The sequence below is a fragment of the Roseateles sp. YR242 genome (assembly GCF_900109745.1).
In the GTDB taxonomy this organism is placed as follows: domain Bacteria; phylum Pseudomonadota; class Gammaproteobacteria; order Burkholderiales; family Burkholderiaceae_C; genus Roseateles.
On record NZ_FOAV01000005.1, the window covers coordinates 189820 to 215888 of the forward strand.

Annotated in this window: 14 protein-coding genes; 7 read left to right on the plus strand and 7 right to left on the minus strand. The window is 61.6% G+C overall.

Annotation, left to right across the window (positions count from 1 at the left end):
- The first annotated feature begins 168 nt into the window (after positions 1–168).
- Positions 169–1347, plus strand: a complete 1179-nt coding sequence (locus BMY53_RS12140; protein WP_092946734.1) for a lytic polysaccharide monooxygenase — start codon at positions 169–171, stop codon at positions 1345–1347.
- On the opposite strand, the gene BMY53_RS12145 is transcribed toward BMY53_RS12140, so the two are convergent.
- Positions 1301–3979, minus strand: a complete 2679-nt coding sequence (locus BMY53_RS12145; RefSeq protein ID WP_092946735.1) for an ATP-binding protein — start codon at positions 3977–3979, stop codon at positions 1301–1303. The two genes, BMY53_RS12140 and BMY53_RS12145, sit on opposite strands and share 47 nt — an antisense overlap.
- Positions 3980–4167: 188 nt before the next feature.
- Here BMY53_RS12145 and BMY53_RS12150 point away from each other — a divergent pair, with 188 nt between their 5' ends.
- Both BMY53_RS12150 and BMY53_RS12155 read left to right on the plus strand, forming a co-directional pair.
- Positions 4168–4443: a DUF4242 domain-containing protein gene (locus BMY53_RS12150; RefSeq protein WP_092946903.1), complete on the plus strand. Its 276-nt coding sequence runs from the start codon at positions 4168–4170 to the stop codon at positions 4441–4443.
- A 97-nt stretch (positions 4444–4540) separates the two neighbouring features.
- Positions 4541–5989, plus strand: a complete 1449-nt coding sequence (locus BMY53_RS12155; RefSeq protein ID WP_092946736.1) for an IS1182 family transposase — start codon at positions 4541–4543, stop codon at positions 5987–5989.
- Between the two features lie 603 nt (positions 5990–6592).
- Here BMY53_RS12155 and BMY53_RS25430 read toward each other — a convergent pair.
- The 5 genes from BMY53_RS25430 to BMY53_RS25910 all read right to left on the minus strand — a co-directional run bounded on the left by BMY53_RS25430 (position 6593) and on the right by BMY53_RS25910 (position 18765).
- Positions 6593–6952, minus strand: a complete 360-nt coding sequence (locus BMY53_RS25430) for an Imm52 family immunity protein (protein WP_143074042.1) — start codon at positions 6950–6952, stop codon at positions 6593–6595.
- Positions 6953–7307: 355 nt separating this feature from the next.
- The gene (locus BMY53_RS25435; RefSeq protein ID WP_143074043.1) at positions 7308–7676 is read right to left on the minus strand and encodes a DUF7674 family protein; all 369 of its coding nucleotides are present in this window, start codon (positions 7674–7676) and stop codon (positions 7308–7310) included.
- Entirely contained in the window at positions 7673–16396 is an 8724-nt protein-coding gene (locus tag BMY53_RS12160) for an Ig-like domain-containing protein (protein ID WP_177200843.1), read from the minus strand. Before BMY53_RS12160 ends, BMY53_RS25435 begins: the two co-directional genes overlap by 4 nt.
- A 378-nt stretch (positions 16397–16774) precedes the next feature.
- The gene (locus BMY53_RS12165; RefSeq protein ID WP_092946738.1) at positions 16775–18445 is read right to left on the minus strand and encodes an NAD(P)/FAD-dependent oxidoreductase; all 1671 of its coding nucleotides are present in this window, start codon (positions 18443–18445) and stop codon (positions 16775–16777) included.
- Positions 18446–18600: 155 nt separating this feature from the next.
- Complete coding sequence (locus BMY53_RS25910; protein ID WP_177200844.1) at positions 18601–18765, minus strand: hypothetical protein; 165 nt, start codon at positions 18763–18765, stop codon at positions 18601–18603.
- Positions 18766–19179: 414 nt separating this feature from the next.
- On the opposite strand from BMY53_RS25910, the gene BMY53_RS12170 reads away from it, so the two are divergent.
- The 4 genes from BMY53_RS12170 (at position 19180) to BMY53_RS12185 (ending at position 25594) form a co-directional block, all read left to right on the plus strand.
- Entirely contained in the window at positions 19180–20940 is a 1761-nt protein-coding gene (locus BMY53_RS12170) for a vWA domain-containing protein (RefSeq protein WP_255370161.1), read from the plus strand.
- Positions 20941–21054: 114 nt separating this feature from the next.
- Positions 21055–22686 (plus strand): peroxidase family protein, encoded by a 1632-nt coding sequence (locus BMY53_RS12175; RefSeq protein ID WP_092946739.1) that lies wholly within the window; start codon positions 21055–21057, stop codon positions 22684–22686.
- 108 nt (positions 22687–22794) lie between these two features.
- Positions 22795–25008 carry a YccS family putative transporter gene (gene yccS / locus BMY53_RS12180; protein WP_177200845.1) on the plus strand — a complete coding sequence of 738 codons (2214 nt, stop codon included), beginning with the start codon at positions 22795–22797 and terminating at the stop codon, positions 25006–25008.
- Between the two features lie 46 nt (positions 25009–25054).
- Positions 25055–25594 (plus strand): hypothetical protein, encoded by a 540-nt coding sequence (locus BMY53_RS12185; RefSeq protein ID WP_092946741.1) that lies wholly within the window; start codon positions 25055–25057, stop codon positions 25592–25594.
- Positions 25595–25601: 7 nt separating this feature from the next.
- On the opposite strand, the gene BMY53_RS12190 is transcribed toward BMY53_RS12185, so the two are convergent.
- Entirely contained in the window at positions 25602–26066 is a 465-nt protein-coding gene (locus BMY53_RS12190; protein WP_092946742.1) for a VOC family protein, read from the minus strand.
- Positions 26067–26069: the final 3 nt, after the last annotated feature.

Genomic DNA, 26069 nt, shown 5'->3' on the forward strand with positions numbered 1-26069 from the left:
TCCGATCGGAATGCACTTCAAGTACGTCATGAAAGAAGGCCGCGCCAATGCGGCTGTGCGATTAAACACTTAATCAAGCCATACCAAACTCAACTTACCTCAAGATGAACTAGTGCCCAGACAAAGGATTGTTCCAACAATCTCTGGCTCAACTCCTACTTCTGAGCCATGAACTTCCCTCTTCGCCTGGGCGGCGTTACCGCCCTGCTGGGTCTGTCCATCCTGCAAGCGCCCGCCGCCCACGCGCATGGCGCCCCCGAATTCCCCATCGCCCGGGTCTACAACTGCTACAAGAATCCCACACTCCCCGCCTGCCAGGCTGCCGTGGCGGCTGGTGGCGCCCAGGCCCTCTATGACTGGAACGGGGTGAACCAGGGGCAGGCACACGGAAACCACCAGGCTGTGGTCCCCAACCTTCAGCTCTGCGCCGGCGGCCAGGAAAAATTCAAGGGCTTCGATCTGGCTCGTGCGGACTGGGTGGCCACGCCCTGGTCCCCGGGCACGGACGGCCAATATGAGTTCCGTTATCACGCCTCGGCCCCCCATCGCACCCTGAACTGGAAGTTCTACCTGACCCGGGACGGCTTCAACCCCACGGCCAGCCCCCTGCGATGGTCCGACCTGGATCAGGTCGCCGAACTGGGCCCCAACCAGATGGTGACGGAAGGCAACCGCTACACCATGCGGCTCACCTTGCCCAAGCGCACCGGCAAACACGTGCTGTATTCCATCTGGCAACGCTCCGACAGCGGCGAGGCCTTTTATGGCTGCTCCGACGTGGACTTCGGCGGCGGCGCCACGCCGCCCTCGCTCCCGTCTGCACTGACGCAAATCGGCCAGGTCTCCGCCGCGCAAACGCTGCCGGCCCGGAGCCTGGTCAAGCTGCGTGTCTTTGACCGCCAAGGGGCGGATCTCGAGACCATCACCCTGACCCTGACATCGGCCACACCACCAGCCAGTTGGCTCACCCAGATCGCCACCCTGGTCAACCAGCGCTCCGCCTATGTGCAGGTCGGCGCTTTGCAAGGCGGCCAGGTGACGGTGCCCAGCGGCCTGACGGTGATGGACGTGTATGCCCGCCCAGCCGCGCTCGGCGTGACGCATGTCCTGGACATCGTGCTGCCGGCCACCACAACACCACCCTCCACCACTCCGCCAGCCGCCGGCAGCGATAGCGGGAGCTCCACCAAGGCTTGGGTGGAAGGCGACGGATACACGGTGGGCCAGATCGTGAGCTTCCAGGGGCAGCGTTATCGCTGCCTGCAAGCGCATACCGCCTGGCGGGGCGCTGGCTGGACGCCTAGTGCGGCCGGCGTGCTGAATGTGCTGTGGCAACCGGTGAACTGATGGTGGCCTGATCGGGTGGCGTGAGGGGCTGGAGCGCCAAACCCAGCGCCCTCCCCTCATCCATCCGCTCACCTTCTGCCCGCAGGGCCGCGACGCGTTGCGCATCCAGCGCCGATGCCAGGCCTGCCTCCAGCACGGCGCGGTCACGCGCCTCGTTGGGCTGGCGCGCATGCTGACCATGAACACGCAGCGCCCGGTCTGAAGCGCCGGCCAACCGCGCGGCTGTCTCGGGATGTCCCTCGACGAGGTGCAACCGGCCGAGGGTATCCAGCGCCGACCACAGGCAGGAGTCATACAGCAACGGCCCAAGACGCCGCGCGCATTCATCCGCCACTGCCCGCGCCTCAATGCCGTCCCCCTGCTCCAGCAGCGCGCCGATGAGATTGCTCAGCACATTGGCGTACAGGGCGGAGGGAGGCGCTGCCGCCATCCGCTGGCGCAGCGCTTGCCCCTGGACCACCGCGTCATCAATATGGCCTGCTGCGCGCGTCAGGTCGGCCAGGTTGGCCAGAGCGCGCACCAGCCCGCCTTCATGGCCATCACGCTGGCAGACCTCCACCACCGCTTCGAAGGCGCGCCGCGCGCCATCGTGGTCACCGGCGCTGGTGAGCAAGGTGGCCTCCGTGGACCACCCTCGCTCCAGCACCGTGGCTGGCCAGCGCAGATCTTCCAACGCCTTGGCCGCGTCCATCGCATCCCGAGCCGCGGCGCCGTCCACGCGCCAGTTGAACGCCAGCTCCACCTGCGCCAGGTATTCGCCGCGGGGGTCTCCCAGCGCCCGATAGAGGGTCGCCGCCCGCTGGGCGGCATCGCGGGCCATGGCCGGATGATCTACCGCATGTCCACGGGCCATCGCTTCCCAGAATCGCGCCCGCACGACCGCCTCAGGCTGCTCCTCCGCCAGCGGCACCAAGCGCTGCGCGAAGGCCCGCGCCTGCGCCTGGGTCGGGCCGACCACCCATACAGGCCATGATGATGCAAACAGCGCCACCGCCTGATCCGGGCAATGCGTCAGTGCCTCGGCCATCAAGGCCCAGAGCGTGGGAAGCTCCGGTTCATAACGTGCCCGCCAGGCGGCCTGGGGCAGACGCCAGTATTCCTCGTAGGCCTCATCAAAGAGCCACCGCATCCCTGCACACCAGCGCCCCCGCATGGCATGCGATTCGCCGGCCTCCTCCAACTGCTCATGGGCATAGAGCCGCATCGTCTCCAGCAGCCGCAGGCGGCGGGGCGTGGCGGTATCCACATGGATCAACGAACGGTCCACCAACGCCAGCACCGTCTCGATGACCCGCGCAGCCGGCAGCAGGTCGTCGGCCAGCGTGAGCGCGGCGGACTCCATCGAGAAACTCGCCGGGAACACACTGAGCCGGCGCAGCACAAGGCGCTCCCGGTCTGACAGCAACTCGCAGGACCACGCCAGTGCCGACACCAACGCGTTGCGGCGCGTTGCCCGGGCCGGCTCCCCAGGCGCCAGCAGGGACAGCCGCTGCGGCAGCCTGGCCTCCAACCCCTCCAGCCCCAACGCATGCAGCCGCGCGGCGGCCAGTTGGATGGCCAAGGGATTGCAGTCGAGCCGGTGGCAGATGCGGGCAGCTGCCTCGGCTTCTTGGCCACGCCAGACGGCCGCCGGATCCCCGCCTTCGCTTGTGTCCACATTCGCCCGGGCGGCCAGCAAGGTCACGGCTTCCGCCACGGGGAGCGCCGTGAGCCGCATCACCCGTTCGCCCTCCACCCGTAGCGGCTGCTGGCTGGTGACCAAGACCGCCACGCCTGGGGTGGCGCGCACCAGTGTTTCTGCCACGCGGCCGGCCTCGTCGCTCAAATGCTCCGCGTTGTCCAACACCAGCAGCAGCGAGGCCACCGCCAGTCGGCTGGCCAATGCCGCGAGCCGGTCCCCCGTGTCAGGCAAGCTCAGGCCAAGCGCCCGCCCGACGGCGTCGGTCACGGTGGCGCCCACAAATTCCCCGGCGCTGTCCGGCATGCCGGTGTTGGCTGCGAGTTCGGCGCTTGCGGGCAAGGCAGCCAAGTCGATCCACCAGGCGCCATCGCTATAGGTATCGCGCGCGGCCAGCGCGGCGGCCTGGGCCAGGCGGGTCTTGCCCACACCGGCTTCGCCGCACAGCGTCAGGAGCGGCGCGTCAGCCAGCAAGCGGAGCACGGCGGCCAGTTCTTCGGTGCGCCCCACCAACGGCGGCAGGCGCTGCGGAAGGTTGCCAGGCCGGTTGCCAGCGGGCACAGGGTCGGCGGTGATTTCCGCAACCTCCAGCGCAAAGCGGTAGCCGCATCCAGCGATGGTGACGATGGCCTGCGCGCCCAGCACCTTACGCAAGGTGGCGATCTGGACCGCGAGGTTGTTGTCTTCCACCACCACGCCGGGCCAGACGCGCTGCATCAGTTCGTCTTTGGAAAGCAGGCGGCCACCATGGGACACCAGTTCCACCAGGAGGCGGAAGGCGCGGGCCGTCAGCGCGACGGCTGCGCCGCGGCGGACGAGCAGCCGTTCAGCAGGCAGAAGCTTGAAGTCGCCAAAGCGGTACTGAAGCGTGGGGGCGGCTGGCGCCAAGGATGACGCTGAAGCCTGCTGTGCGGCCGGCGAGATGGGGCTGGGCGGAGCGGCGGCGTCGGACATGGACGGATGGTGCCCCGCCGTGGCCGGCAGAGTGCGGGTTCCCGGCGGGTTTCAGGCTGATTTCAGACGGATTTCATGTCGATGAAAGGACGGCACCCGGGGTGGACGGGGAGCATGACGCCAGGCCCGCCATTGGGGCGTGGCCCCTTCAAGCACCACGGTGCACCTTCCATCAAGAGGATCTGATCATGCCGAAATACGTTATCGAACGCCATATTCCGGGCGCCGGCGCCCTCTCCGCTGCGGACCTGCAAGCCGTCTCGCAGAAATCCTGCGGCGTGCTGCGGGACCTGGGGCCGTCGATCCAGTGGCAACACAGCTATGTGACGGACGACAAGCTCTACTGTGTGTACATCGCGCCCAACGAGGCGCTGATTCGGGAGCATGCGCGGTTAGGCGGATTTCCGGCGGACAACATTGCGCGGGTGCGGCGGGTGATTGATCCGACGACGGCGGAGGCTTAACGCTGTTGGGCGGTCTGGCTGGAGGCTGTGTGAAAACCCTCCTTGGAACGCGCGCGCCACTGCCTAGATTGTGGTGACACCACTCTCGGGCTGGGACATGAAGCGATTCATCGAGGGAGAAGATCGGCACCAGGTCACGCTGCTGCCTGAGTGCCTGGACGACTTCATTACCGCAGATAGCACGGTCAGGGTCGTGTACGCCTTCATCGACGAACTGGACCTTGTGGTTCTGGGCTTCGATGGGGCGAACCCAGCAGCAACGGGCCGGCCCTCGTATCACCCGTCGGTGCTCTTGAAGCTGTACCTCTACGGCTACCTCAACCGCATCCAGTCCAGCCGACGCCTGGAGCGCGAATGCCAGCGCAATGTCGAGTTGATGTGGCTGACGGGCAGGCTGTCGCCTGACTTCAAGACGATCGCGGACTTCCGCCGCGACAACGGCAAGGGCATTCGCAACGTCTGCCGTCGCTTCGTGATGCTGTGCCGAGAGCTGAAACTGTTCACCGAAGCGGTCGTTGCCGTGGACGGTAGCAAGTTCAAGGCGGTCAACAACCGGGAGCGCAACTACACGCCGGGCAAGATCGAGCGTCGTGAGCGTGAGTTGGAGGAGAGCATCCAGCGCTACCTCGATGCACTCGATACGGCCGACAGGACGCAGCCCGTGGAGATGCAGGCCAAGACAGCACGCCTACAGGGAAAGATCCAGAAGATGCGCCAGCGCGTGCAGGAGCTGCAAGCCGTGAAGGAACAGCTGCAGGCCACGCCTGATCACCAGCTCTCAAAGACTGACCCCGATGCACGCGCCATGACCACCTACAGCGCCAAAGGCACGGCCATGGTGGGCTATAACGTGCAGACGGCCGTCGACACCAAGAACCACCTGATCGTTGCTCACGAAGTGACGAATACCGGCAGCGACCGGGCCCAGCTCTGCGCAATCGCCGTAGCCGCGCAAGAAGCCATGGGCAAGCGCCGCCTGACGGCCATTGCTGATCGCGGCTACTACAGCAGCTCGGTGCTCAAAGCGTGTGAAGAGGCTGGCGTTGCAGCGGTGGTCCCCAAGCCCATGACGTCCAACGCGCGGGCAGAGGGTCGATTCGACAAGACAGACTTCATCTACATCGCGCGGGAAGACCAATACCAATGTCCCGCAGGGCAGCGCGCCATACACCGCTTCAGCCGAGAAGAGGATGGACTGCCGATCCGCATCTATTGGTCCAGCGCTTGCCCGGCATGCCCGATGAAAGCTCAATGCACGACCAGCGAGTACCGGCGCATCAGGCGATGGGAGCACGAAGAGGTCGCAGAGCGGGTACAGCAGCGACTGGACCGCATGCCGAATGCAATGACGGTGCGCAAGCGCACCATCGAACACGTCTTCGGAACCCTCAAGCATTGGATGGGCTGGACGCACTTCCTGATGCGTGGCATCCAGAACGTAGCCACCGAGATGAGCTTGAGCGTGCTGGCCTACAACTTCAAACGGGTGCTGAGCATCCTCGGGTTCGAAAAGACCAAGCGGGCGATGAGGCTGCTGGGGGCCTGAGCCCCTCTTCTATCGCTGTGGCGGGCCGCGCATGGACCTCCAACCCGCTCGTTCGCACCCCCAGAATGCCGGAGTGCCCTCGAGCCTGATCGCACCGCCGAATTCGCCGCGCAACCTAACAACTGATGACCGATGAGACCGCCGAGGAGTTCTCACACAGCCTCGCTGGAAAGCCGACGTACCGCCCCCAAACGAATCGGGGCACTAAAGGGGTAGGCTCCAGGCGTTCTGGCTTGTCCGATTAAGTCAGCTTTCGCTGGGCCTTCGCCACCTACTCCAAGACATAGCTTACCGGCGGATTATCAAAGCCATCCCAGAATGCCCAGAGCCTTCCACACCGTGGGCACCTCAAGATGCTCCTCATGCTGCGATACAGCTGCTCCGAGTCAATCTGACCGGAATAGGCATCATATTCCCGATCGGAGATCGTCAACCACTCAATAGGGTTTGGAATATCGCCATAGCCGAGCTTCTCTCCACAATGGCAAAGGATAGCTGGCATATCAATACGTCAGAAAAGTGACGATATCGTAAATATCGGCGACACCGCCCGATTGATATGGCCAAGCGAACTCCCCAGCCTTACACGAACATCGAGCCAATTCAGCACTTTCTCGTGTAGCAGGGAATTGCAGGGGCTTGCCAAGCCATCACACCGGGATGTGCGGCCAGAATATCAGTCGAACTTACCACAGCATCATCTGGATCGAACGCCATGACCGCTGCTTTCATGATCCGTTCAAGCAGTTCAACCGTAGGCTTCTTCGCCGCCACATCGAAGGACAATACCGCACAATTTCGGATGACAGGACTGTATGCGCCACAGGTGATCGACACAGATTCCGCGGTTTCGCCAACCCGCCCGTTCCAAGCAGTGAAATCAAAACCAAGCTCAGCAATGTCGTCGCCGCCAACATCGCGCCGATTTGATTTCTGAAGCTTTCCAGCCCATCTGAACTGCATGGTAATTCGACTAGCGGCGCTCTTTTTGAACGCACCTTTTAAGCCATCGAGACAGCTATGGGGCGACGTTTGCAATCTCGCCCATAAAAATCGACAAACGTCTCGCACTTGCCTGCCTCGTTTCCTCTCTTTGCCCCCAATAGACGCCCACAAAGTAACTCACCGAAATTTCCTTATGGGCATGGATGATGTCAACACACACAAAACTCCTCACTGCTAGAATAATGCTCTTGTAGAGTTTGCCGCTCACTCGACCAAACGCCCCTACAGCTTGAATTTTGGCTCTTCCCAACGATTAACGGCGAAGCGGATATATCAAACCCTTCCCAAAACAAGTAACACACTGCCGCGGTTATTATGTACCCAGCCAGGCTTCTGCATGACTCCGAGACTTTGGACCTAGTAACAAGGAAATTTCCGCCCAGTATCCATCCGCCTGAACGGCTCGCGCCGCGAGCGCTTCGATCAGCCCTGTCGCGACAGCAGTCACCAACATATCATCACCGCTTTCCATGCCTTGCTCTATTAACAAAAACACCCGAGAATTAAATTCCCGCCGATTGCTGGAAAAACATTCCGCCATTTTATCCCCAAAAGCCGCAAAGAGCGTTGTTAAGGGCGGGCTCTCCGGCCGCCAATATTCAACAACTTCCTGATATGTAGTCCGCATATCATCAGAAGTCATAATCAACAGATTAACAAAATCATCGCAATTATTCATCATTGACCTTTCAAGGCATTTTGCATATCTATAATCAAGTGCTCCGCCGCAGCTCTATCACTAGGGTGGGCAGCGGGATTATTCTTAAGCCAATATCCCAGTGAACGAATAGCCTCTGTGGCTTTTTGAGAGTGGAATGACCCACCAACACGCTCACCTGTCGCAAGCTCGTGCCGAACAGCCGCTGCGGTGCTACCACTCCCCACTTTAGCATTTTCTCGATAAAGCGGATTAATGAGTTTCTTCAGCACTGGATCGGAAACCACTGGCTTGCTCATGGCGGCACGCAGCTCATTCTTGTAGGCCTCATGAGTTATAAAATTTGAGGCGACTCCGCAGACACATTCATTGTGAACAAGTGCAAACGTATCTCCCGCAAAATAGGTATGATTATCTGCAACCGACAGGTTGTATGTCAGCTCAGTTCTATCTAGCGACGCAATTTCTAAAACCGTGACCGGAATGCGGGCGAAAGTTCCGATTCGCATGCCTGCCACAAGCTTTAGTGACTCAACCCATCCCTGACCCTCCACCCAAAAAGGATGGTTATCCGTGACCTCCATATCAGTCTGCTGACCATTGGGGGCCCGCAAGGTCAACCGATACAATGGGCGACCGGGATTGAGCAATACCGCAACCACAGGTTTAAGCTCAAATGCACCGGAGGTCTCGTTCAGCGACTGAACCAAAGTCCCCTCCACCACATCTCGAATCGGCATAGGCCCTGCAGCCGACAGAATTAGCGTATTCCCGGAGAAGCAGCAGCAAGTTTGCAGAGCTTTAGATAAAAGCCCCCCTTCGGCTTCAAAACCAACCGTTCCAAACATTGAACCCACCGCCACTTTCGCAATTCGGAGCGCCCATCCTCCAAGCATATTTGCGGCGATATCCTTGTCAAAATTCTCCAGCCCCTGCTCCTGCGCTTTTTCTATTACTCTATAGAGATAAAGCTCTCTTTGTTCTTGGCAAGATATTCTCACCTCAGAACATGTGGACGGATCTTCACCAGTCGTATTAAGAATCCTCTCAGCCTTCGACATTTTCGACACGGATTCTTTAACGGCAGTATCTTTTGCGCCGACGCTATATGCAGAAACTGGCCCAACTTCAACACTTCCTTTTTTCTTCCTGACACAGTCCGCATCGCACTCACCATCCGGTGGTTCACTGGAATTTGTACTTTTCTCCGCGCGATTGTCAAAAGCAATTCCAGTTATCTGACCCGGAATACGTTTTTTTGTAGAGGAGGTCGAAGTCTCGGCTTCTGCAACTTGAGCAAATCCGCTTGGGTCCGTATAGCTAGTAGGATTATTCAATACATAGCTAAATCTATTAAGGTTTTGCCCATTACTTGGATCCGGGACGGTGGGATCAGCGCTCATGAAACGAGATAGGAGCGGATCATAGACCCGACCATTCATATGGATTAAACCTACGACATCCAAATGCTCGTGGCCGGTATAGCCGAAACGATAGTCTTTCGAGCCCGCAGCCAAGTTGTCGCTACCATCCCCATTCCGCCTTTGACCCCACACGTCATAGAACTGCCGCTCGACGACGTCACCAACCTCATTGGTAATCGCGACGGTCGATCCAAGTCGATCCTTCTGGAAATACCGGATTTGTCGACTCAGGCCCGACGGCACCGTTACGTCGGCGACGGTTCCCAGATACCGCTCCGTCAGGATGACGCCTTGGGCAAGATATGTCCTAACTAGGGTGAGGTTCTCAGACGAGCGAGTTTCCTTCTCGACGCCTCCGCCGTACCAAATGGTGGTAATGCCAGCATTGGTGCCACTCGAAATCGTTGCAGTTTGCTTCACACGCTGCAATTCCGGACCATAGATGAACTGGTCAGTAGCCGCACTCGTGGTCGCGGTACCCGGCCCTGTTCCCGGAGACTTCTTTACGAGTATGGGCAAGCTGTTTGAGCTCCACGTCACCTCGCGACCAAGTCCCTGCTCCAAGTTCCCATTAGCGTCGTAGACAAAAGTGGGGTTGACTTGCCCCGCAACGGTGCCCGTGACGGTTGTCAAGGCGTGGGGGCGCACGCTGTTCAATCCGCTCGCTGGATAGTTAAATATCCCGACGCCACCCTTTGTACGGATATTCCCAATGTCGTCATAGGAAAATTCCCGGACTGCTTGCCCCAGCACTTGACTTGATTTGATGCGATTCAAGTCGTCATAGCCAAACGACTCTTGCAGCAATCCGCCTGCGTCATTCCACTGTGCCCGATACGTCAGGTTGCCAACGGCATCAAAAAGGTAAGTGTCGTTCTGAACTGAAGTGTCAGGATTACCTTCAGAATCGGGGCGACCCGCCAGGACGTACTGCAGCCGGGCGTCAGAACCCCGATACACCCATTTCGTCTTTACTCCATTGCCATGGGTCTGAAGCAGCAACCGATCCAAAGCATCCATGGATTCGGCCTTCCAGACCACGACCCCACCAGTCGACAGCGTCGAAAGATAGCCCTGTGAGTTGTACCCGTAACTCACAGCGATTCCGGACCCACTCCCCGCGGCACCTCCCTTCGGCTGCCGTCGATACTGCTGAGTATCTATACGCCCCGTTCCTGCCTGATAGGTAGTTTCTACTACATAGTCGATATCCAGGCGTTCGGTCGTCCGCAATGATCGGCCGATGCTGTCGTACTCTTGCAGTCGTTGGTAGTCCTTCGTCGCTTCTGAGAGGGTGTAGGCTTCAGCAAGCTTCCCTATGCCATTTACAGCAGTATCAAAAACCCATCTTGCGTCTTGATCACCGCTCAGGCGCTGTACCACTCGCCCAAGCCCGTCATAGCGCAATCGCTGAATTTGTCCCTTCGCATCCGTCTGCCGCCGCAATTCTCCCAAAGCATTTATCTGGTATGACCAGGTTCCTAGATCAGGGTCAGACAACTGCACTTTTCGACCCAAGGTGTCAAAAGTCACCGCGATAACGTTACTAGAAGGGTCGGTTACTCTGGCAAGAGCGCCAAACGGTTCATAAGCATAGGTCGTCTGCTTGCCATACGCATCTTGGCTAAGTGCGAGCTTGCCCAGGCCATTCGACTCCTCTGTTCTCTTCTGGCCTAATTCATTGGTCGTGACCGTGCGGGCGCCGGAATACTCCACGGTAGAAACACCGGTTGGCCCCGTGGTTGTAGTCAGGCGGCCTAGATCGTCATAATCAAAATTTGTCCAAACTGCTGCTTCTCCACTAAAGCGGGTGCGAGCCTTTCGACGCACATTACCTTTACCATCATATTCCCGCTCTCCAATACGAATCCGGCCATCAAAGCCCGGACTAGTCCACTGAATCGACCGACCTAAGGCATCCCAATAAATCGAGACCGAGGGCGCCAAAAGGCTTCCATTTACGGTGAACTGTTGCGCGGTAGATACCATTTTTGCCGCGCCACAGGAGGTGGCACATGCAGCAAGTTGTGTAGTCGAGAAAGTTCCGTCAGCACGAGTTTCTTTGAGGAGCCGGCCAAAGCCATCATAAATATGCGATACCCCGACGTTGTTTGGGTCTCTCACCAACGTTGGCAAACCGCTCCGGTCATCCGTCTCTTGATTAGTTGCGTGACCAGCAGAATTAATAGTTCTGACCACAAACCGGTAACGATCATCGTATTCGATCCGCTCTAACTGACGTGTTCGAGTCGTAGCATCCTCGCTCCAGTCGGAAACACCGGAAGCCAGCTCTTGCCATTGAATATTCGTGCCAGCAACCACACCCGCCACCGAATTAGCACGAATCTTTGTCAATACAGATTTGAGTGCACCGGACGTATCCGTTGCCTCTGTTGTCTCTGTTTCCTGCTCTCCGTAGCTGTTGTAGGTGTAATCTTTTCTGCGACTCACATCAGAGAAGCCAGGCGCCGACCGTCTGATCACCACGGACCTGTGCTGACCGATCAGCCAGTTAGTCTCATCGTTCTCAATCTCGGAGATGGAAACCTCACTGAAGGTTTCGCCGCGAGCCGATGAAACCGTCTTCGTGTGAGACCACTCCGTACCAAACGAATCGACCAAAACACCGCTTAATTGGGTGCTCAGGACAACACGGCCCGAATTGAGCTCTCGGACGGTGTCAACCTTTCCGCTGACATAGGGCGAATGCACTGCAGGGTTGTCGCCGGACGCATTTGCCGTGATCAAATCTGTCCAATTTGTGGTGGAACGCTGCAACTCAACCTGCGTGGGAATATGCACCTGGGATTCCACGACCTTCTGGCCGATACACGGGAAGGTCTGAGATAGTTCAGTCCGCGTTACGACGTTCTTCACCTCGTCGTGAGCCTCCAGCCAACGAAAGCCGAGAGATCCTCGAGATGCATCCCACCTGGAGCCGCCATACCGATAATTTGCGTTCTGTGTGCCTCCCGTTCCCAGGCCATCATCGCGATAGATCTTTTTGACGACCATCGCGCCGCCAAGGACATCACGTACCGGATAGACCGCGCCGGTGTCCGGCACATAAACGGCTGGATTTCGCATGCTGTCATAGTCGATGCGAGTCACATTACCTAGGCCATTGGTGACCTTGATCAACAGATCCGGCGTTACCGGATTACCAAGCTGCACAGTCCACTGGTCTGTAGTGCGGGAATGCATGGCCAAGTCCATGTGGCCGTCACCATTGAAATCAGCATACTTGGTGTCGATCGTGCTACCCGCCGGCTTATTAAGCGCGTAGTCATCACATCGTGCTCCCGCGCTACCGAGCTGGCAGACCCGGCCACCACTGATGCCATCAGGGAAACCGTCGCCATCGACGTCCGACAGTGCGCTGAACGCATAGTCGCTTCCCCGCGCCGGTGTCGGCATGGCTCTGCAGTCCAAACCATCCCCGATGGATCGACAAACCTCCGCCTGAACCGGCCCACGGTTGTTAACGCAAAAACCCGCGTTGTTTTCCACAATCGCACACTGCTCGGCACCATATTTCTTGCCCATATGGATGAGCACCACATCGGCGTAGCCGTCTACCCCATCGTTATTGAGCTGGCCGGTCATAGGGCCACGAATGGCGGTCTTCAGAACGGGCTCAGAAATGGCGGTCTGCACACCCTTGCACGAGATTCCTGATGGAGTGATCTGACAGTATTTGTGAACCCAGCCATCAACAGCGAGGTTCCCCTGCGTAATGAATTTACCGATACGCCCAGAGCCGTCGAAATCGCCATCGCGCGTCAGCTTGCAATCGTTCGGGTCGGCCCCCTCGCCCGACTCGCAGAACATCCCCGATCCCAACGCATCCCAGTCTTCTCCAGTCGGAGTGGGAAGTTGAGAACAAGAGAAGCCCGCCCCTTCAGAGCGGCACCAGAAGATCTTGCTGCCGGAAAGCTGCGTGATCAGGACATCATCCTTGCCATCAGCGTCGAGGTCTGAGATCTGGCCGGTACCCGTCGGCCCTGTCCAGTTGACGCAACTGAAACGGTCTTTCAGAGAGGTGCAGATGTTCCAGACGCCGGTCTCCGCCGTGGTCGGAGCAGGCGGAATGAGCAGATCCGCTGCCCCGTCTCCATTGAAATCACCCGTCAGCGCGGTACGCGATGTCCCCAGCCCGTTCCATGTCGAACTGCAGGAGAACGAGGAGCCTGTTGAAAGACAGACGGTCCACGCGCCCTCTGTCACAGCGGCCGCGACGTCCGTCATGCCATCGCCGTTGAAATCAGCAAAAACTGCGTTCTGCTGGACCTTGGCAATAGCCTCCTGCAGCTTACCCGTCTGAGTTCGCTCCTCGCTGGTCAGGCCAAGATCCGGCCCACCCCAAACGCCGCTGCCTGGCCCGTTGAACGAGTTATCCGCCTCCGTCCGTTCGCTGTACTGGAACGTCGTCGCTGGCATGCACTGATAAAGGCTGTTCGCGTCCTTGGCCAAACGCGCGCAATCTTGAATCGTCTCGACCAGGCTCCGCCCATTGACGGGATTGAGCCTGTACCCCAGACGGTATTCGCGTACGTCCAAGCCACCACTGCCATCCGCAGCGGTGTCCATCACCACCTGAATCTTGTTCAGGCGTTTCCGGGAGGCCACGGGCACACCGACCACATACCCCTCAAGCGGGTCCAGGCGATCTGCCGCGTCATAGACAAACTTCACGACGTGGTACGGCGCGAAGCCGCCCGTCGAGGATGCATTGCCGGTGTAGCGCATCCTCACCGGGTAGAGCTCCCCACGCGAGGCCTCTTGCTGGTATTCGACCGTGAAATAGTTGGACCGACGATCTCGCACGCGGTTGATGTTCCACATCACCCAAGGAGCGTTCGCCTTGCTGACTGCCTCCAACTTCGAATCCGCGGTGTTGCCAAATTCACTGATGCGGCCGTTGCGATACCAGGCCTCCCAACGATCAGGCCCCTTGGCCGGATTGCTGCCGAAGGACTGCACACGTACACCAGCGTCGATCTCGGTCCGATAGGTCGCGTTGGCGCCGTGAGTGCCACTGACCAGAATCAGGCGCTTCCCGTCCAGGCAAAACTGGTCACGTTGATCCAGATTTACTCGCAGTTTGGAAGCTGTTCCCAGGCCTGCTGCATAGGCCGCAGAAGGTTTGTCAACAGCGTGGGACAAGCCACATCGCGTGATTGACGAGAAGCCGGTGATCGACCACCCATACGCGAGGACACTGGTGCCCGCTCGGCTGGAATAACTCAGCCCCACCGCCGGCACCATGCCAGCGGTACCCGGCGGCACCTCCACCGAGATGCTGTATCCCGCACCACCGGAAGCATCGACCGATACATCACCGGGCAACGTTCCCACCGTGTCGGACGACGGGACGGCGGGAGGCGCACCCGTCAAGGTATCCACAATGGTGACGGTGACAGGGCTGGACTCCGTCGTGACGTTGAAAGTGTCCGTCGCAATAGCTTTGATCCGGTAGGTGCCGGGACTCTCGCGGTTCCACTCCTTGATGTACTCCCCGCCGCTGAGCGTCCCTCCGCCGATGGTGTAGTAGGTGCAGGAACCATCGGAGGCCGGTTCGCAGGCATAGAACGTCACCCACGAAACACCGCCCGTCCCGTCCGACGCTGCGGCTCTCAACGTCAGGTTGGCCGGATAGTTCACCGTCAAGGCGGAAGACGGATAGGACATGGAGACCACCGGCGCGGTGTTGTCTCCAACCACCATGGTTCGAACCGCACTGTCAGTCGTTTGACCGGTGTTGTCCGTCGCTCGCGCGAACACGTTATAGGTGCCGTAGGCGGTAATGCCACTCCAGAGCACCCGGTAATCGAGAACAGCTGAAGTACTGCTGCCGATCAACGCGCCATTCGCGAAGTACTCCACCTTGGTGATGGTTCCGTCGGAATCAGTCGCGGACGCCGTCAAGGTCAGAGAGGTTGACACCGAAGGTGCCAAGAATGAAGGCAGCGAACCCATCGAAACGACCGGAGGAGCGTTCAGCAGCACGGGATTCGTGCTCGACTGAACGGCAACGCCGTCGGTATCGATCGCCTTGACAAACAGGGCGTAAGAACCGCCCGGCTGCCCTGCCCAGTCGAATCGATGGGGGGCCTGGGTGGTCGAACCGACCAAGGCGCCATTGGCCCAATATTCCACACGCGCGATGCCAACGTCGTCCGTAGGCGAAGCAACAAATGAGATCGTGCTGCCCAAGTTGAGGATGGTTCCATTCGCCGGAGAGGTCAGCGTGACCGCAGGCGGCGCGTTGACCCGTAGGTTCACGCCGGTGGATGCGGTGGCATTGTTGGTATCGCCCCCATATTCGGCAGTGATCGTCCTGCTTCCGGCTGAAGCAAATCTCGTTGCGAGCGTCGCTACACCATTGGACAAAGTGACAGTCTGGAGATCAGTGGATCCCGACTTAAACCTCACAGTTCCACTGGGACTGAGTCCGCTGACGGTTGCTGTGAAAGTGACCAGGTCATTGACTTGCGAGACTGCTCGGTCGCTGGTCAGGGTCACGGCGGTCTGACGCTGCTGCACGGTGACCAGTACAGAGGAGCCGGAGCCCTGGTGGGCAGAGTCACCGCTATACGCGGCATAAATCGTATACACGCTCCTATCGGCGAAGGTCATCGAAAAGGACGCCTGGTTGCCAACCAGCGCGACGTCGTGTCCTTCCTTCCCGTCCTGGCGGAACGTCATGAGTCCGGTGGCACTCCCTCCGGTCACGGTGGCGGTCAAGATGGTAGGCAACCCCACTTGCACAGGGTTTGGTGTTGCAACGATGCTGGTCTGGGTGACAGGCAGCGGCACCCCGGTCACCGTGATGGTGACCTGAGCGGAGCCTTCCCGCCCCTGCTGATCCATCACCACAGTCTTCAGTACATAGGTCCCGATCGCTAACGTGCCCAGAGCAAACTGGGCCGTCGCCTGCTCGGCATTGGGGCTATACCGCTGGACGCTCTTGTAGGTCCCATTGATGTAGAGGCGAATCTCATAGATCAACGAGGTGTGCTGCGGGGAGCCCGGAGGCCAGTAATCGATCGCGTCAGCGATGACCGTCACTGGCGTCGCCGTGGTGATGCTCTGACCGCTGGCTGGACTTCGAATTGAAATGCTCGGCGGTCCGCAGAACAGTTCCCCGCCGTCCACCATGCACCCTGCATTTGCCGCGAGCGGAGACAGAAGCATGCAGAACAGCATCCACCAACGTAGTGGCAGCTTCCGCCAATCCGTGAAGCGACTCCAGCCGCTGCCTCCGCGAAGGTCCGGTGCAATAGAAGGAGCTGAAGACGAAGCCTTGTGCGTGTGCATGGTCATACGTTCTAGGGACGCTCACGCGCAGCCGACCACCCGTGCAGGCAGTCGTGCGCGAATTGGGAAAACTGGCTCGCACCCAGCCGCAGCGCGCTCAGAGGAGCGCGTTTAGCGGTGGAAATGCAAAGGATGGGTGGTAGCGATTCAGCAGCGGCGTCGGCATGAAAATGCCGTCGTGTGCCAAACCGAAGGACGCGCAGAAGGCGTCAGCGATTGCCGTGCAGTGCGCACGGCCCCGAAATCAGTCATGGATTTCCCCCTGAGCCCGAAATGTCTTGTTTTCAGATTCGGGCAATGAATTGTTAACAATTCCGGGAGGAAAGATAACAGGGGTTAGCCTGAGTGATGCAGCCCCCCCGTTGGGGGAGTCATCGCTCAGTTGGCTTCGAGCAGCGCCTTCCCCAACGCCTCCGCCACCTCAATCCCATCCACCCCCGCCGACATGATCCCGCCCGCGTAGCCTGCGCCCTCCCCGGCCGGATACAGCCCGCGGACATTCAGGCTCTGATAGTCCTTGCCACGCGTCATCCGCAGTGGCGAGGAGGTGCGGGTTTCAACGCCGGTCAGGACGGCGTCCTTCATCGAGAACCCACGGATCTGGCGTTCAAACGCCGGCAACGCCTCGCGGATGGCATCCAGCGCATAGTCAGGCAAGCTGCCCCGCCCCTTCTGCTGCAGATCCGTCATCGTCACGCCCGGCTTGTAGCTGGGCTCCACCGCGCCCAGAATCGTGCTGCGCTGACGCTTGATGAAGTCCCCCACCAGCGCAGCAGGTGCCCGGTAGTCACCCTCACCCAGTTCAAACGCCCGCGATTCCCAGATCCGCTGGAACGCCATGCCATCCAGCGGGTTCACCGGGCTGCCGTCCTTCTTGCCGTCCTGGCGATAGTCTTCCGGCGAGATACCCACCACGATGCCCGCGTTGGCGTTTCGCTCTTCGCGGGAATACTGGCTCATGCCGTTGGTCACCACCCGGTTCGGCTCCGAGGTCGCCGCCACCACCGTGCCACCCGGGCACATGCAGAAGCTGTAGACCGAGCGGCCATTGCCGGCGTGATGCACCAGCTTGTAGTCCGCCGCCCCGAGGATCGGATGGCCCGCGTTGGGACCAAAGCGCGCCTTGTCGATGATCGACTGGGGGTGCTCGATGCGGTAGCCGATGGAGAACGGCTTGGCCTCCATATAGACACCACGCTCATGCAGCATGGCGAAGGTGTCCCGCGCGCTGTGGCCCAGAGCCACCACCACATGGTCCGCACGCAGTTCCTCGCCGGATTCCAGCGTCACGCCACGCACCCGGCGCTCGCCATCGGCGCCCGGCTCGATCAGCACGTCCGCCACCTTCTGCTGGAAGCGGATCTCGCCACCCAGCCGCTCGATTTCCGCGCGGATCTTGATGACCATGCTCACCAGCCGGAAGGTACCGATGTGAGGCTTGCTCACATACAGGATCTCCTCCGGCGCGCCCGCCTTGACGAACTCCGTGAGCACCTTGCGGGTCAGGAAACGAGGGTCGGAAATCTGGCTGTAGAGCTTGCCGTCCGAGAACGTGCCCGCCCCACCCTCGCCAAACTGCACGTTGGATTCCGGGTTGAGCTCGCTCTGCCGCCACAGGCCCCAGGTGTCCTTGGTGCGCTCACGCACTTCCTTGCCGCGCTCCAGCACGATGGGACGCAGGCCCATTTGTGCCAGGATCAGCGCCGCAAAAATGCCACAAGGCCCAAAACCCACCACCACCGGCCGAGGACGTTCCGAAGCATAAAAATCCGCTGGCGCATGGCCCACGAACTGATAAGAGGTGTCCGGAGACGGCTTGATGTGCCCATCTCCCTCCAGCCGCTTCAGCACCGCCGCTTCATTTTCCAGCTCGCAGTCGACGCTGTAGATCAGCACCATGGCGCTCTTCTTGCGCGCGTCGTAGCTGCGTTTGAAGACGGTGAAACCGGTGAGCTGCGCATCCTTGATCCCGAGTCGGGACACGATGGCGGGGCGCAGCGCCTCTTCCGGGTGGTTGAGAGGCAGGCGGAGTTCGTTGATGCGGATCATGGCGATTGATCGAGCAAAAGGGATGGTGGGGAGCGGCACTGGCCGCCGTGTCGGAAGCCTAAAAGAAAACAGGCCCTGCCGGATGGCATGGGCCTGCTGTGCGGTCTTGCCGGGCGGCTCACGTCATGAAGACGGCCTTCCCGGAACCCGTCAAATCAACCCGAATGGGGGCGCTTGCCCGGGTTCTTCTTGCTGCGGGTATGCGAACCACGCTCCAGGCTGGACTTTTGGCCACGCACGGAGGTGACGGTCACGCCCTTGGGCGAAACGGGACGGGGAGTGGCGCGACGATCGGCCTCGGTGATGATCTTGTTGCCCATGTTGGCTCCGGTAATGAAATGAACTGACACCCACCCGAAGTCACAACTCGCCAGCTGTGATGAGCCCCGGGCGTCAACACAAGGTGTCTGGCCCGGCCTCATCCAAACGAGCTTCGAGCAGCGTCGGAAATTCGGTGAAGCGAGCGAGTTTACATCACCTGGAACCCTCAGCCAGAGCGGGAAGACACGAACCGGCCCCCGGTCAACCCCGTCCGCCGTGATGCGTTGTGCAACATGCGCACCGCTCACCACGATCTGGCGCCCCGTTTCCTGTGCAAGTTCAGCAGGGCGCGGGGCCAGCCACGGTCAACCACCACTGCGGTGATGCTCGCCTCTCGTTGCGGGAACGCCTGCGGCGAAAGGCGCTTGAGGACACCATCCGGCCACGGGCCGAGTTCAAGGGAGTGATCGAGCATGAGGACATTTGTTGGGCGCAACGCCCTGCGGTGGGCAGCCGCGCCACGCCGCGCAGCAGCACGGCCGCTGTTGCTGGCCCTGATGGCTGCGGGAGCCGCCCTTCTGAACGGCTGTACCGGCAACGCGCTCAGCGTCACGCCGCCGATCCAGGCGCGGGACACCCCATCACCCCAACCCTCCCCCGTCAACGCGCCGCCGCCCGTCGCCGAAATGCGGCAGGCACCGGCGGATGCCCGACCATTGGTCAGCGTCCAAGGCAGTGCTGCCAGACGGATTCTGCCGCCGCACATGACGCCGGAGATGACGCCGCAGCCCACCCCGGCCACCACGGCGCAATACGAATCCTACAAGGACAACCCCTGGCAGCGCGTGGCCGAGCAGCCGGTCTCGACCTTCAGCGCCAGCGTGGACACCGGCAGCTATGCCAACGTCCGCCGCTTCATCAACCGTGGTCAGTTGCCACCCAAGGACGCTGTCCGGGTGGAGGAACTGGTGAACTACTTCGGCTTTGACGCCACTGGTCCGGCGCCGGATGCTCGCGACCCGTTCAAGGTCCGCGCCCAGGTGCTGGCTGCGCCGTGGAACCCGGACCGAGGGCTGATCCGCATCACCATCAAGGGCAAGGACGCCGCCAAGGCCAGCCTGCCGCCGGCCAATCTGGTCTTCCTGGTGGACGTGTCCGGTTCCATGGGGCCGCAGGATCGGTTGCCCCTGGTGCAATCGGCGCTGAAACTGCTCACCGCCCAGTTGCGCCCGCAGGACAAGGTGGGCTTGGTCACCTATGCGAGTGGTTCACGCGTGGTGCTGCCGCCCACCTCGGGGGAACAGAAGGAGCGCATCAACCTGGCCATCGACAACCTGCGCGCGGGCGGTGGCACTTACGGCGAAGGCGGCATCCGGCTGGCTTATGCCCAGGCGCGTGAATCGCTGATCCCGGAGGGCATCAACCGGGTGCTGCTGGCCACCGATGGCGACCTCAACATCGGAGTGACGGATCCGTTGATCCTGAAGGCCCTGGTTGAAGAACAGCGCAAGTCGGGCGTGAGCCTGACCACCTTGGGCGTGGGTGATTCCAACTACAACGAGGCCCTGATGAAGCGCCTGGCCGATGTGGGCAACGGCAGCTATCACTATCTGGATTCGCTGCAGGAAGCGCACAAGGTACTGGTCAATGAAATGACCTCCACCCTGGCAACCATCGCGCAGGACCTGAAACTGCAGGTTGAGTTCAACCCGGCGACGGTGGAGGAATACCGGCTGATTGGGTATGAACTGCACGCCCTCAAGCGTGAAGACTTCAACAACGACAAGGTGGATGCGGGCGACATCGGCGCCGGCCATCAGGTCACGGCGTTGTATGAGTTCGTGCCCAAGGGGGCCAAGGGCAGCGTGGATCCGTTGCGGTACGGCACGGATTCAAAGCCGACGGAGAAGCCTGCGGCGGATGCGACCAAGACTAACGAACTGGCGTGGGTGAAGCTGCGCTACAAGTATCCGGGCCAGGCCACCAGCGAGTTGACGGAGCTGCCGGTGGCACGGCCTGCCTCGCTGCCAGCCGTGGCGAGCCAGGATGCCGACACTCGTTTTGCGGTGGCGGTGGCGGCCTGGGGGCAGTGGCTGCGCGGCACGACGCTGATCGGCGACTACGGGCCAGCTCAGTTTGTGCCGCTGGCGCGTGACGCGCGCGGTGAAGACCGGTATGGTCACCGGGCTGAGTTCGCGCGGTTGGCGGAACTGTCAGCAGCGTTGAAGAACTGACGGCGCAGGGGGCACCCCCACCCCCCTAGAAACTTTCGCGGCCTCCATAACCCTCGGGATGCGGTCGCTTGTACTCCGTACGAAGAATGCGATCCCCTTTCCCAGGAGATCCGCATGAAAGCCAGCACCCATGGCGACGTTGACGCGTTGCCGCTCGCCACCCGCCTCGCCTATGCCGCCGTCGGGGGCTGCCCCTACGCTCGCAGGGAGCTTGCCAAACCGCCCCCCCCGGCCGGGGAACAGATGTTCAGATTCGGCCGTATGTTTGCTGGCCTGCCCGGCCTGGCCGATACCAACGCACTCGCGGGTCAGCTCGCAACCCTGGGCCTGTCGATGACCGAGTCCGCAGCGCAGGCCCGTGGAGAACGCAATACCCGAATCGCCGCCATCTACACCTACCTCGGCCAGTTCATCGACCACGACATCACCAAGACCGAGACTGCCGACAAGATCCTGGCGTCGAACATGGAAGCCGCGTTCCATGCGGCCAGCGCGCACCGCCATGTGGCACCGCTGGACGCGGCCGAGCACACCAAGCTGGTTGACCGGCGCAGCCCGATGTTGAACCTGGACAGCGTGCTCGACGGCACGCCTCGCGAAGCCGATGGCAGCCTGAGAGTCGGCACCGTGACCGCTGGCCCACCCCGCCCGACCCTCCCGTTCAACGAAGACCCCGATCTGGTCGAGCTGCACGACCTGCCTCGGCTACCCCCCTCCCAGAACGAAGAGACCGACCGGCGGGCACGGATCGGCGACCCACGCAACGACGAGAACCTGGTGGTCGCCCAACTGCATGTGGCGTTTCTGCGCTCGCATCGGTTGCTGGTGCGAAAGCTTGGCCTCGCGCCAGAAGATGCCGACCTTGAGCTGAAGCGTTTGTACCAACGCATCGTGCTGGACGACTTTCTACCCACCGTCTGCGACCCGGCCATCGTCAAACAGGTTCTGGCCCAACCCCAGGGCCTGTTCTACCAACCCGACCCGGCCGACCCCTACATGCCGCTCGAATTCGCAGGCGCGGCCTTCCGGTTCGGCCACTCGATGGTGCGCAACGCCTACGACTACAACTCGGAGTTCTCGGGGCGAGACGGCAAGCCCATCGGCACGCTGGAGCAGCTGTTCACCTTCACCGCGTTTTCGGGCCAGAACCGGGGCGTGGCCACCCTGCCGCAGAACTGGATCATCGACTGGTCACGGTGGGTCGATCATGCCGACGGCACGCCGGCCGACAACGTCACCAAGCAGATGGACACGCTGCTGGCAGACCAGCTCTCGAAGCTGCCGCAGCACCAGGGCGTGATCGGTGGGGCCGACGTCAACAACCTGGCCTTGCGCAACCTGGTTCGCGGCCTGCTGCTTGGCCTGCCGACCGGCCAGGCCGTGGCGCAGGCCGTGCAGGCGAAGCTCGGGCCGATATTCGACCCCTTGACTCCGCAAAAACTGCGCGATATTGCCCACGACGGCAGCCCCGCCCAAGGCGCCGCCCTGATCGCAGGGGGCTTCGACTGGCAGACGCCGCTTTGGTACTACGTGCTCGCCGAGGCCTCGCTGGTGCCGGCGGACAAGGGCCACCTCGGCCCCGTGGGCAGCGCCATCGTGGCGGATGTCCTGCATCAGTTGGTCCGCCTGGCGCCAGGCAACGTGCTGGCCTCACCCGCCTGGATTCCGGCGATCCCATTGAAAGACCCAACGCAAGTGCACATCGAGGACCTGCTGCGCTTTGCCCAATTGCTGCCGGCGGCCTGAGCCACAAGCGCGAAAACCCCGCACCGCCGCCCCAACCTTCCTGGAAGGGGCGGCACAAATGGCTTGATACTTGCTTCCTGTGTGCCGGTTGGCCAAGGAGGTTGGACGGTGTTGAGTACGGGTGAAGTGCGGGGATGGTGGCAGTTCAGCTACCAGCTGTGGCAGCGCGAAGCGGTGTCGGGCAGCTTGCGGGCGCTGCTGGCGCTGGCCTGCGTGATGGCCGGCTGCTGGTGGGCCGGGCAGATGTCGGCCGTGCTGCCGTTGCTGCTGGGCGTCATTGCCAGTGCCCTGGCCGAAACCGACGACAGCTGGCGGGGCCGCCTGCGCGTGCAGGTGATCACCCTGTTGTGCTTCGCCATGATGGCGCTTGCGGTGCAGGCGAGCCTGGGCCATCCGCTGCTGCTGGGGGTGCTGCTGGCGGTGGCCGCCATCGGCCTGACCCTGCTGGGTGCCCTGGGCGAGCGCTACCGTGCCATGGCGTTCGCCACCCTGGTGCTCGCGGTTTATGCATCCCTGTCCTCGCAGCCGCACGCCATCGAGGCTGTTTCGATGCTGCTGCTGGGCGCCGCCTGGTACGGATTGATCTCGGTGATCTGGGCTGCGGTGCTCCCCACGCCGCCTGTGCGTCAGCACCTGGCCAGCCTCTACGAAAGTATGGGGGAGTACCTGCGGCTCAAATCCGGCCTGCTGGAACCGGTGCGCGGCGCCGATCTTGAAGGCCGTCGCGTGGCCCTGGCATTGCAGAATGGTCGCGTCGTGGAGGCGTTGAGCCGTTGCAAGGAGGCCCTGTTCAGCCGCAGCGGGCTGGGGCCGCCACCGGCCTGGTTGCGTGAAGCCCTGCAGGCCTACCTGGTCGCCCAGGATGTTCACGAGCGCACCAGTTCCTCCCACGAGCACTATGACGTGCTCGCACAGCATTTCTTCCACAGTGATGTGCTGTACCGCTGCCAGCGCCTGCTGGCCCTGCTGGGCCGCGACTGCCGCAGCCTGGCCCGCCGCATCCGGCGCCAGCCGCCTTGGGAACGCCACGGCACCACCGCCCACGCGATCGAGGACTTGCAGGAGGCCTTGCGTCACATCGAACACACCGCTGGCCCGCGCGGCGACGGTCGGGAACGCGCGTTGGCCGCGCTGCATGGTCTGGCGGCCAATCTGGGCGCCCTCGACCACGCCTTGTCCTCCGCCCTGCAGCCCCCCGAGCCGCGGGCGGACACGAGCTTGCTGGACCGTGACCCGCGCAGCCTGGCCGAAGCCTGGCAACGCCTGCGTGCACAACTGAACTGGCGCGCACCGCTGCTGCGCCACGCACTGCGCCTGGCCGTGGCGTTGACGGTCGGTTATGGGGTGATGCTGAGCACTGGCGACAGCCACGGCTTCTGGATCCTGCTGACCATCGTTTTTGTCTGCCAACCGCAATATGGCGCGACGCTGACGCGACTGGCGCAGCGCGTGGCTGGCACCGTGCTGGGGCTGGTGGTGGGATGGGCGCTGCTGCGGCTGTTTCCGGATCTGCTGTTGCAAGCCGGCTTCACGGTCGCGGCCGGGGTGCTGTTCTTCGCCACCCGCCATACCCGCTACACCCTGGCCACGGCCGCCATCACCTCGCTGGTCCTGCTGTCCTTCAACCAGGCGGGGGACGGGTATGGCCTGATCCTGCCGCGCCTGCTGGACACGGTGGCCGGGAGCGTGATCGCCGGCCTGGCGGTGTGGCTGATATTGCCAAGCTGGCAGTCACACCAGCTCCACCGGTTGGCTGCACAGGCGGCGCGCAGCCAGGCGCAATATCTGAGGGAGATCGTCGCGCAGTACCAGACCGGCAAACAGGATCACCTGGCCTACCGGCTTGCGCGGCGGAATGCGCACATTGCGGATGCCGCCTTGTCGCGAGCGATGGCGGCGATGCGGCTGGAGCCCGGACATGCACGCCGGTTGGCGCCGCAGGGCATGCGCTTCCTGGTGCTGTCACACACCTTGCTCAACTACCTTTCGGCCTTGGGTGCCCACCGCAACCAGCGTTTGACCCTGCCGGACGATGGCGCCGCTGCCCGGGCCGTCAGTACACTGTTGACCACCCTGGATGGGATCGCGAGTGCTTTGGAAGTGCAACCACCCCGCGCCGCAGAAGATCTCCCGCTAACGCACGGCCTGGTCGACGCCTTGACCGCACCGGGCCCCGAGGCCCTCCGGCTGGTCCAGGCACAGTTGGCGTTGTGCCTGCGCCTGCTGCCCGCCCTGCATGCCCAAGCCGTGGCGCTGGTGCAGCCGGAGGCCGATTCCACCGGGGATGCGGCGGCGGGATTGCGGCTCAGCCGGTTTCGTTAAAAACTCGTCATTGCTCTTGGGGTGAATGGCGCATGAGAGGAGATCAATGAAGCAGCTCGTGTCTTCCCAGACCTTTCCCGTGTCCCTGACCAGCGTTGCGCGCTTGCTCGCAGCCCTCTGCGTGGCGATCAGTGCGTCCGGATGCCTGATGTACTCATCGGACTACCCGGCGAGCTATGTGTCGAAAATGGAACTGCGCCTGAACACTGGTGCCATTAAAGACCCCGTGGTGCGGCAGCGCGCTGAAGAAGCCCAGGCCGACATCCTGCGGACAATGCGTGTCCTGGTCGATTCGCGACTGGACCGTCAGGAAGCCGAGCAGAAACTGAACTGGGCATCGAGCGCGCCTTTGCTGCTTCCACCGGAAATGCGTGGAGCCGCCATGGCGAAGATCGACCCTCTGGCCAAGCGTCGCCCGATGCCTTTCATGGCGGCAGAAAGCTGGTCATCCCCGGATGCTTCCAACGTGATCCTGGTGGCAATGTTCAGCGACGCAGCAAAGCCTGAACGCGAGGTGCGGGAGCGCCAGACCTACCGGCGCGCGCAGGGCCGCTGGGCGCTCGTGGAACAGGTACGGATTCATTAAAAACCTCTCACCCCAACGCCGCAATCACATCCGCCGGCGCCTGCACCAACTCAATCAGCACCCCTTCGCCCCCAATCGGAAACTCGTCATTGCTCTTCGGGTGAATGAAGCAGATGTCGTACCCGGCTGCACCCTTGCGTATCCCGCCCGGCGCGAAGCGGACGCCGTTGGCGGCCATCCAGTCCACCGCCTTCACCAGGTCGTCCACCCACAGTCCGACGTGATTCAGTGGCGTTGCATGCACGGCCGGTTTTTTCTCCGGGTCCAGCGGCTGCATCAAGTCCACCTCCACCCGGTGCGGCCCAGCCCCGATGGTGCAGATGTCCTCGTCCACGTTCTCGCGCTCGGACACGAACTGCCCGGTCACCGTCAGCCCCAGCACATCCACCCACAGCCTGCGCAAGGCCTGCTTGTCCGGCCCGCCGATGGCAATCTGCTGGATACCCAGGATCCGATAGGGTTTGACGCTCATCGC